This window comes from Bradyrhizobium sp. CCGB20 (assembly GCF_024199855.1).
Lineage (GTDB): Bacteria > Pseudomonadota > Alphaproteobacteria > Rhizobiales > Xanthobacteraceae > Bradyrhizobium.
Map to the genome: position 1 here is coordinate 6,872,030 of NZ_JANADN010000001.1, position 9,169 is coordinate 6,881,198.

7 protein-coding genes are annotated in these 9,169 nt (G+C 64.7%); 2 read left to right on the forward strand and 5 right to left on the reverse strand.

Features of this window, described 5'->3' with window-relative positions; all coding sequences use genetic code 11:
• Window positions 1-14 precede the first annotated feature (14 nt).
• Window positions 15-779, reverse strand: a complete 765-nt coding sequence (locus NLM15_RS32175; RefSeq protein WP_309144950.1) for a GNAT family N-acetyltransferase — start codon at window positions 777-779, stop codon at window positions 15-17.
• Between the two features lie 476 nt (window positions 780-1,255).
• Window positions 1,256-2,956: a cyclic peptide export ABC transporter gene (locus tag NLM15_RS32180; RefSeq protein WP_254124531.1), complete on the reverse strand. Its 1,701-nt coding sequence runs from the start codon at window positions 2,954-2,956 to the stop codon at window positions 1,256-1,258.
• Window positions 2,957-3,319: 363 nt separating this feature from the next.
• Between NLM15_RS32180 and NLM15_RS32185 the strand changes: the two genes are divergently transcribed.
• Complete coding sequence (locus NLM15_RS32185; protein ID WP_254121783.1) at window positions 3,320-4,318, forward strand: siderophore-interacting protein; 999 nt, start codon at window positions 3,320-3,322, stop codon at window positions 4,316-4,318.
• Complete coding sequence (locus tag NLM15_RS32190) at window positions 4,315-5,169, forward strand: ATP-binding cassette domain-containing protein (protein ID WP_254121784.1); 855 nt, start codon at window positions 4,315-4,317, stop codon at window positions 5,167-5,169. Before NLM15_RS32185 ends, NLM15_RS32190 begins: the two co-directional genes overlap by 4 nt.
• A gap of 6 nt (window positions 5,170-5,175) precedes the next feature.
• Here NLM15_RS32190 and fhuB read toward each other — a convergent pair whose 3' ends face one another.
• From fhuB to NLM15_RS32205, 3 genes are all read right to left on the reverse strand, one after another.
• Window positions 5,176-7,182: a Fe(3+)-hydroxamate ABC transporter permease FhuB gene (gene fhuB, locus NLM15_RS32195; RefSeq protein ID WP_254121785.1), complete on the reverse strand. Its 2,007-nt coding sequence runs from the start codon at window positions 7,180-7,182 to the stop codon at window positions 5,176-5,178.
• The gene (locus NLM15_RS32200) at window positions 7,169-8,005 is read right to left on the reverse strand and encodes an ABC transporter substrate-binding protein (RefSeq protein ID WP_254121786.1); all 837 of its coding nucleotides are present in this window, start codon (window positions 8,003-8,005) and stop codon (window positions 7,169-7,171) included. Before NLM15_RS32200 ends, fhuB begins: the two co-directional genes overlap by 14 nt.
• A gap of 179 nt (window positions 8,006-8,184) precedes the next feature.
• A complete protein-coding gene (locus tag NLM15_RS32205) occupies window positions 8,185-9,165 on the reverse strand; it encodes an alpha/beta hydrolase (RefSeq protein ID WP_254121787.1) in 981 nt (326 codons plus the stop codon).
• Between the last annotated feature and the right edge of the window lie 4 nt (window positions 9,166-9,169).

Genomic DNA, 9,169 nt, shown 5'->3' on the forward strand with positions numbered 1-9,169 from the left:
GCTCCGCTCGCGCTTTAGGACAGGACCACCGGGCCGGCGGCTGCCGGAAGCCAGAGCCGATCGCCGAAGAAGCGCTCGCGCAACAGCATCACCAGGGTCGCGCGCTTGTGGGGAAAGTCGAAATTTTTGATCTTCGCAAATCCCGAGAGCTCGAGATTGCGAAGCTGCTGGGAATGCGCCGCCGCCGGCTCCCCCACGATCCGTTGCGTCCGGCAATCGTCGAGGAACATATAGTGCATCAGCGAGGGCAGCCACGCGCTGATGTAACGACGGCCACGAAAAGCATCCTCGCCTACGACCACATGCCATCCCCGGTCATAGTCGCCAGCGTCATAAAACGGCGCGATGCGGTTTTCCTTGGCCCAATAGAGCTCGAAATAACCGAATGGCTCATCACCGAAGCAGCCGATCAGCGGCAGCATATGCGGGTCGGCCAGGATGCCGGCCAGATATCGACGATGCTTGTCGAGATCGCCCGCCTCGTTCCAGAATGCATCGACGCGAGGGTCATTCATCCAGCGATGCAGCAAGTGGAGGTCATTCTCGAGATCGGCCACGCGGAACGAGATGACCTCGGACAGCCAGGGAATGAACCGGCCATACACTTTTCCCGTCGGCTTTGCGGCGCGACGCGGATGCCTCCGTCCGTCCGTCATGACGTGGAGCTGCGGGAATGGCGGTCGCCCGGGGTTCACCAGCCAATTGTCCCGTCGCTGCATGACCAGTTCGGAAAGCAGCACCAATTGTCCCTCGGACATGATGGCCAGACCGCCGTCCATCAGCGCTCGTGCAAGCGATGCTCTATCGGCGAAATCCAGAACGAGCCGATCAGCACCCGGCCGCCAAGCGAGCAGCGCTTCGGCGGACGCCGACACAGCCCGTGCCGCAAGCTGAAGGTCCTCCGACGCATTCAGGATCTCGAGGTGATCGCCCCGATCCCGAAGCCGAAGTTCCAGTGCCGTGACTCCGTCGGCAACGACGCGAAGGCGATCGCCCTCCTGAAAAACGGTCAGAGCAGAATATGGGCCGACCGGAAACGCACGAGGTCCGGTCCCGGAATCCGAAGCCTTGTTCATCCGGCCCTCGCATCTCGATCATCGCTGACGCGTGGTGTAGATCACTCGCCTACAGGCTGACAAGAAATGCGCGCACACGTAGATTAGATTCTCTACAAATCTGACAGCCTGTCGCAAAACGGATCGCGTGTTGTCATTTGCATGCGACAAAAAGGCGCCCGCACATCACCACAATAGGTCTAGAGCGGCGCGTCGGTCGGAACTGCGGAAGCCCCGGCGACGTTATCGGCCTTCACCTCGCTTGCGACGATCTTGCCGTCGCGCAACCGCACCAGATGATCCGCGATCCCGAAATAGCGATCATCGTGCGAAATCACGATGATGGTTTTTCCGAGACGCTTCAGATCGGGCAGCAGCTCCGTGTAGAAGATGTGCCGGAAGGCCGGATCCTGATCCGCGGCCCACTCGTCGAACACGAGGACGGGTCTTTCCTCGACCCATGCATTCATCAGGGCCAATCGCTTGCGCTGCCCGGTCGACAGGTCCGTCGTCGTGAATACGCCGTTCTCGACGGAGACCTTGTGCGCGACTTCCAATCGCTGAAGGTAGCGTTCCGCGACATCCGGAACTACGCCGCCTTCTCCACGTATGAGATCTTCGAACAGATAGTAGTCGGAAAAAATGGTCGTGAAGAGCTGGCGGTAATCGTCCCGCGTCTCCGCCAGGACGGGCGAACCGTCGCGAAGCATCGTGCCGCCGTGCGGAGCATACAGGCCCAGCAACAGCTTGATCAGGGTCGTCTTTCCGCTTCCATTCTGCCCCACGATGAAGACGATGTCTCCCTGCCGGACAAAAAGATCGACGGGCCCAAGGACAAAAGGGTCACTTCCCGGCACGGCGCGGAAGGCATAGGTCACGCCGCGAAGCTCGATGGATTCGATCGCGGTCTTGCCCGGCGCGGCAGGAGCAGTGGCCAGCAGATCATGCTCGGGAGTCGAGAACTGCTCGGAAAGCTCCACAATGCGGCGCATCGCGACCTGAGCGCGGCCAAGCGCCGGCAGGATACCGATGACCTGATCAATCGGTCCGCGCATATAGAGCAGGACCAGCACGAAGCCACTGGACACCGCGGCGGGGCTGTCCGGCCACAGGAACGGACGCAAGGTCAGCGCCACGCCGATCACCACGAAAAACAGCATCGTGCCGAACGCCCGCGCCGTCACGAACAGATTGATCGACCTGATCTGCACCGAGCTGATCCGGTCGACCGTGCGCTGAAGTTGCTCGACATAGACGCGCCGACGGCGTACGCGATTGAGACGCAGCTCCTTGGCGCCTTCAGCGATCGCACGATACTGCTTGTGCAGCTGATCTTCCGAATCGCGCGCCGCGCTGAAGCCGTGAACGCCTCGCGTTCTTGCATATCCATGCGCCAGCGACCCCAGGATGATGACGGCTCCCGTGATCAGGAAAAGCGGCCACGACAGCACTGCCAGGTAAACCATGCAGCCGAGCGCAATCACGAGCGACACGAAAAAGGACGAAAAGAAGAACGCGAAATCACTGATCGTATCGACGTCCTGGGTGAGGACCGGGATCAGGCGATGCGTCCGGTAGATTTCGAGCTGATCGATCGGCGCGGCCAGGATCCTGGCGGCCAGCGACTTGCGAAGCTCGGCGATGATCCGCTGTCCGACATAATTGGCGCTGATGTCGGCGCCGATGGAGCCGATCAGGATCAGGAGGCACAGGCCGGCGAATGCGAGAAGCAGCGTGACGACGTCGGCCTGCGTCGCATAGAGCCCGCGATTGACGACCGCGAGCAACGCCGCGACGCTGGCGCCACCCACCAGACCCAGAGCGATGCCGCCGACCACGAGCGGCCAATAGGGCCGCAGGAGATGCAGGATCTGCGCCGTCAGGCCGCTTCGTGAGTTCATGGTGAGAGCCGCGCTGGAGGGGACCTGAAGCGAACCTATACGGCCCGTCACGATCAGAACAAGCCGTGCTGATGTGATGCGAATACATGATGGCAGCACCGCACTTCCAGCGCTTATTTTCCCCGCTCTTTCGATGGATTCTAATTTGGGATCGGCAATGCCTTTAATATGATGCGGGTAGTACCGCTTTTGCGTCGCAGCCGGCGAGCGAGTGGGATTTTGATCCAGTGCCGGGCTGCAACATCCGGACATCGAAGCGCTTGCAGGCCAGCATCGGGCAGGCCCGATGGAGAAATGACTTTGGACTTGCTTATCTCCGAAACCTGCATCGCGCTTCCCGATGCCGCCGGCCTCGCCGCGCGGATGATCGATCATCTGGCCGAGCATGACATCGCCTTCGAGAAGCGGGACGGTCTCATGGTGGCGAAATTGCCGTTCGGCACCAGTTCCCTCGCCGTAGAGGCGGAAGCCCTCAAGATCCGCGTCGAGGCCAACGACAAGGGCAATCTGGAGATGCTGCGCTCGGTCGTCGCCTCGCATGTGATCGAGTTCGCGGGCGACGACGCACCGACCATCGTTTGGTCCGGTCATGAATCCAGCGGCGGCATGCTGGCCAACTTCCGCGAGGTGCGGCTGAAGGCCGCGATCACCCTGACGCCGCACATGCGGCGGCTGACCTTTACAGGCGACGACATCGCCCGTTTCGCGAACGACGACGAGCTGCACGTGCGGCTGTACTTCCCGCCCGAAGGCCTCGCCAAGCCCGAATGGCCGTGGCCCGCTCCCGACGGGCGTATCCTGTGGCCGGAGCCCGACCGCAGGCCTATCACCCGTTATTACACGATCCGTCGCATCGACCTGCCGAGCCGCGAGATCGATATCGACTTCGTGGTCCATGATCACGCCGGACCGGGCTCGGCGTTTGCCGTCAACGCGAAGGCCGGTGCCATCTGCGGCATGGCCGGTCCGCTCGGCCGCGGCATTCGTCCGGCGCGCTGGTTGCTGCTGGCGGGCGACGAAACCGCCCTGCCCGCCATCGCGCGAATTCTCGAGACGCAGCCGGCGACGGCGACGGGTGAGGCCTTCATCGAGGTTGCGGATCGGCGCGAAGAAGTTCCGCTGATCGCCCCGCGCGGCGTAGCGATCCGCTGGCTGCATCGCGCCGGCCGTCCGGCCGGGACGACGCAGCTCCTGGTCGACGCCGTCAAGGCAGTGCAATGGCCCGACCATCGGGAGGTCTTCGCCTGGGTCGCGTGTGAGGCGCAGGCGCTGAAGGCCCTGCGAAACCATTTGCGCGACGAGCGAAAGCTCTCCCGCGATCAGCATCTGGCCGTCGCCTATTGGAGCCTGCGCCAACCATGACGTTCCAACATGCGCAGACGGGCGAAAGGACGCTCGCCTTGCCAACCGGAATCACGAAGGCCTCGCCCGATGTACCCGCGCCCCTGTTCGAGCTCGACCGGGTCGGCTTCGCGGTAGGCGGGCGCGCGCTGCTCGAACCGCTCACCTTGTCCCTCCCCGCGCGCAGCGTCGTCGGGCTGATCGGACATAACGGCTCCGGCAAATCGACCCTGCTGAAATTGTTGTCGCGCCAGCAGCCAAGCTCGTCGGGAACGATTCGTTTCGAAGGCCGCGCGCTGCGCGCATGGAGCGATCGGGACTATGCCCGCAAGGTCGCCTATCTGCCGCAGCAGACGCCACCTGCCGCCGGCATGCTCGTCAAGGAGCTGGTTGCACTCGGCCGCTATCCCTGGCACGGCGCGCTCGGCCGGTTCGGCGACATCGATCGCGAGAAGGTCGCGAACGCCATGGCGCTAACCCATATCGAGCCGTTCGCGGATCGGCTGGTCGATACGCTGTCGGGCGGCGAGCGACAGCGGGTCTGGATCGCCATGCTGGTCGCGCAGGATGCCGAATGCCTGCTGCTCGACGAGCCGACCTCGGCGCTGGACATCGCCCATCAGATCGAGGTGCTGTCGCTCGTCAAACAGCTCGCCCGCGAACGCAATCTCGGCGTGGTCGTCGTGCTCCACGACGTCAACATGGCCGCCCGCTTCTGCGACGAGATCATCGCGCTCCATTCCGGGAAGCTGATCGCTCGTGGCACGCCGGACAAGATCATGACGCCGGCCGAACTCGAGACCATCTATGGCATCCCGATGGGCGTGATGCCGTCACCGGATCACGGCCATCTCATCAGCTTCGCGCGGTAAGGGCAGTCATCCCCGCTGCGGCCGCAGCAGCCAGATGAGATAGGGGCCGGCCAGCATCATGGCGAAAATGCCGGCGGGCATCTGGAACGGAAATATCACCATGCGGCCGGCCCAATCCGCCGTGACCATCAGGATCGCCCCGATCAATGCGGCCAGCGCCGCCTGATGCAGGGCGCGCTGCGCGCCCATCATCCGCGCCATGTGCGGCGCGATAAATCCGACCAGGCTCAGAAGCCCCACCATCAGCGTCGCCGTCGCCGTCAGCAACGCCGTCAGCAGCATGATGATGATGCGGCTTCTCGCCAGCGAGATGCCGATCGAACGCGAGGTCGCCGGTCCCAGCGGCAGGATGTCGAGCCAGCGCGACAGCATCGGCACCATGGTCAGCAGAACGAGCGCCGCGGCGGCCAGGATTGCGGCCTCGGCCGGACCGATCTGGTAGAGCGACCCGGTGAGCAGCGCCAGCAGCGTGCCGATGCGCGGATCACCGGTGGCCAGCGCCATGGCGATGATCGCGCCGAACGCTGCACTCATGGCGACGCCGGCCAGCAGCACGCGCTCTGGACTGAACTCGGACCGCCGGCTGAACAACAGCACCAGCGCCAGCACGATGAAGGCGCCGATCCCGGCCGCCCCTATCTGCGCCAGCCTCGTGTGGGCGGGAAAGAGATAGAGCAGGACGATCACGCCCATCGCGGCACCATAGCTGATGCCCATGACCTCCGGCGCGGCCATCGGGTTTCCGGTCATCCGTTGCAGCAGCGTACCAGCGACCGCCAGCGTCGCGCCTGCGGCCAGCGCCGACACCACGCGCGGCCAGCGCCACGGCCAGAATTCCTGCAGGCCGGACAGACCGCTCCAGCGCCAGCCGTCGGCGCTGACCCCGAGGGCGAGCGCGATCCAGACGGCGAGCAGCAGCACGGCGAGCGCGAACAGGATCACGCGCCAGGGGTGATCGAGACGCCGCGGAGCGGATGGCGTGAGGTTTCCCATCGGCATGGCGGCCCGCAGCCGTGGCAGCAACACGAGCAACATCGGCGCACCGATCAGGGCCGTCACCGCACCGGCCGGCATTTCGCGATAGCCGGGCGGGATCAACAGCACGAGCTGATCCGTCAGCCACAGCAGCAGGGCGCCGCAAAGAGGCGCCCAGATCAGCCGATCGCGAAAGCGGCGCGCGCCTGACAGCATGACGATCGCCGGCGCGGACAAGCCGACAAATCCCATGACGCCGACCACGCTGACGACAGAAGCGCTGAGCGCGATCGCAATGACGAGCGCGAAGACCCGGGCTCTCGTCAATCCGAGGCCCAGATTGCGCGCGGTCTCGTCGTCGAAGCCGAGCAATGTCAGCGGACGAACCATCGCCGCAATCAGGACAATCGAAATCAGCAGCCGCGGCGCCAGGAACGTGACGTTGCTCCAGTCCTGCTGATTGAGGAAGCCGGCGCCCCAGATGAACAGACCAATCAGATATTCGTGGTTGAGCAGTACCAGAGCCTGGGTCGTCACGGCGCAGTAGTAACTGACGATCAATCCGGCGAGCACGAGGACGACGGGCGACAGCGCACGTTTCCAGGTCAGCCCGAACACGCACAGGAACGCAGCGAACCCGCCGAACAGCGCAATCCACTCCCGGCCCAGGAACAGCAGCGACGGCGCCCACAAGGTGGTCACGGCCAGTGCAAGATAGGCGCCGTTCAACACACCGATGGTGCTCGGTTCGGCGAGCGGATTGCGCAGCACCTGCTGAGAGACAGTGCCGGCGAGACCGAGGGCTGCGCCGGCCAGCAGCGCCACCGCGATGCGCGGAAACACGGTGTAGTGCACGAGCATCTGCTGGGGATCGGTGATCTCGGGCTGCCACAACACCTGCAACCAGGCGCTGACGGGCAGATATCCGGACAGGTTCCGCCAGGTGAGTGCGGCCGCAGCCGCCACCAATAGCCCGATCAGCATCGCCGGATGCATGTCGAAGCCGGACCGCGCCGGCAGCGCATCAACCTTGCTCATGGCTTTCCCGCGGCAGACGTTCGGCGAGAAGGCGAGCGAAACGTTCGGCCGCCGGTACGCCGCCATAGAAGAACTGATTGTCCAGGACCGTCAGCCGATGCGACCGAAGAGACGGCAGGGTCCGGAGCACCGGGCTTGCCTTCAGCAGGGCCTCGACGTCGGCAACCCGCGAGGTCATCAGGGCGAGCCGCGCGTCTGGAACCGCGGCAAGCACTTCGAGCCCCACACTGGTATAGCCCCATGGGCCGCTCTGTCCGGTCCAGGCATTCTTCAATCCGAACTGATCGAGCACTTCCTGATAGAGGCTGTTCGGACCGAACACGAGCGCGCGGTTGCGCGCGATCTCGCTGACGAGATAGAGCGGCTTGCCGCCGCGGTCGCGGAGCCGCTCACGATAGCCGGCCATGGCGACATCGAAGCGGGCGAAATAGGCTTCGCACGCCGGCTGCACCCCGAGGCGCTTCGCAAGCTCCATCGTCGAACGGCGTGCCGTGTCGAGAGGATGACCGCCGGGTCTGAAGATCGTGAACATCTCGACCGGCGCAATCAGCTTGAGCCGGGGGACGGCGGCCGCGATGCTGGGATCGATGATGATGATGTCGGGCGCGAAGCTCTGGAGAAGCTCGAGATTTGGCTCCGAGCGCAGGCCGATCTCTTGCACGCCGGGCGGGACAACCGGCTCGACGACGAGCCGGCCATAGCGCTCGATCTCCGGTATCACCAGCGGCACGACGCCGAGCGCCAGGATCGTCTGGGCACAGGCCCAGCCGAGCGCGGCGATCCGGGGCCCGGATGGCGATCCGGCGGCTTGGGCAAATGCCATTGGCCATGCCCCCGCAAGTGCCGTGCCTCCGATCGCAGCACCCGCGCCGAGGAGCGCGCGGCGGGACAGCCTGTGGTCTGGGATAGATGAGCTCATGGGATTCGGTTCAGGAGCCCCTTGCAGAGAGGCCGCGGGAGATGACAGTCATGACATATCCCCCTTCATGCTGCATTACCATATCAAGCCGCTCCTTCGCCGGCGGCACGAAAGGCGCTCGCCAGCGCCTGCCCGATCGCTGCCCTCGCCTGCAAGGCATCGGCCACGACATTCCCCATGCGCAGGAATTCATGGATCATGCCCGGATAGACGCGCAGGTCGACCGGAACGCCAGCCGCGCTGAGGCGTGCCGCATAGTCGCGCCCCTCATCCACCAGGGGATCGAACTCGGCGAGCACGATGAACGCGGGAGCCAGGCCCGATAGATCGTTTGCCGCAAGCGGTGCGAAGCGCCAATCGTCGCGATCGGAATCGTCGCGCAGATATTGCCGGAAGAACCAATCGACGGTGCTGCGCTCCAGGAGATGACCGGAGCCATACCGTTCGTAGGACGCGGAGGTCTGCCTGGAGCTGAGGCCGGGATAGGCGAGAACCTGAAGCACCGGCTGCGGAAGGTTGCCATTTGCCCTCGCCTCGATCGCGAGCGCGGCGGCAAGCGTCCCGCCGGCGCTGTCGCCGCCGACGGCAACGCGGCGCGTGTCGAGCCCGATCGCGCGGCCCTCGCGGCCGATCCAGGCCAGCGCATCGACCGCATCCTCGAAGGCGGTCGGAAACTTGTGCTCCGGCGCAAGCCTGTAGCCGACCGACAGCACGGCCGCGCCGCTGTCCTCGACAAGGCCGCGGCACAATGATTGATGCGAATCGAGGCTGCCGACGACGAAGCCGCCGCCATGCATGTAGAGAAGGACCGGGACCGGATTGCGTTCGCTCGGTGCCTCGCTTGCATAGAGCCGCGCCTCGATCATCGCGCCATCCCGCGTCGGCAGCGAGAGGCGGCGCTCGTCGCCAAGCGCCGGCGGATCGACATCGAGCAGCGGCGAGGACGCATCGAAATCGGCCCGCGCCTGCGCGGCGGTCAACTGCGGAAACGGGATGCGCGCGCCGCTCTCGGTGCCCGCCTGCACCATCTCAAGCAATGCGGCGATGTCTGGATCAAGACTCAAAAGC

Coding starts and splice junctions, on each gene's coding strand:
- NLM15_RS32175 (WP_309144950.1), bottom strand. CDS start 779: ATGGACGGCGGTCTGGCCATCATGTCCGAGGGACAATTGGTGCTGCTT.
- NLM15_RS32180 (WP_254124531.1), bottom strand. CDS start 2,956: ATGAACTCACGAAGCGGCCTGACGGCGCAGATCCTGCATCTCCTGCGG.
- NLM15_RS32185 (WP_254121783.1), top strand. CDS start 3,320: ATGATCGATCATCTGGCCGAGCATGACATCGCCTTCGAGAAGCGGGAC.
- NLM15_RS32190 (WP_254121784.1), top strand. CDS start 4,315: ATGACGTTCCAACATGCGCAGACGGGCGAAAGGACGCTCGCCTTGCCA.
- fhuB (WP_254121785.1), bottom strand. CDS start 7,182: ATGAGCAAGGTTGATGCGCTGCCGGCGCGGTCCGGCTTCGACATGCAT.
- NLM15_RS32200 (WP_254121786.1), bottom strand. CDS start 8,005: ATGGCATTTGCCCAAGCCGCCGGATCGCCATCCGGGCCCCGGATCGCC.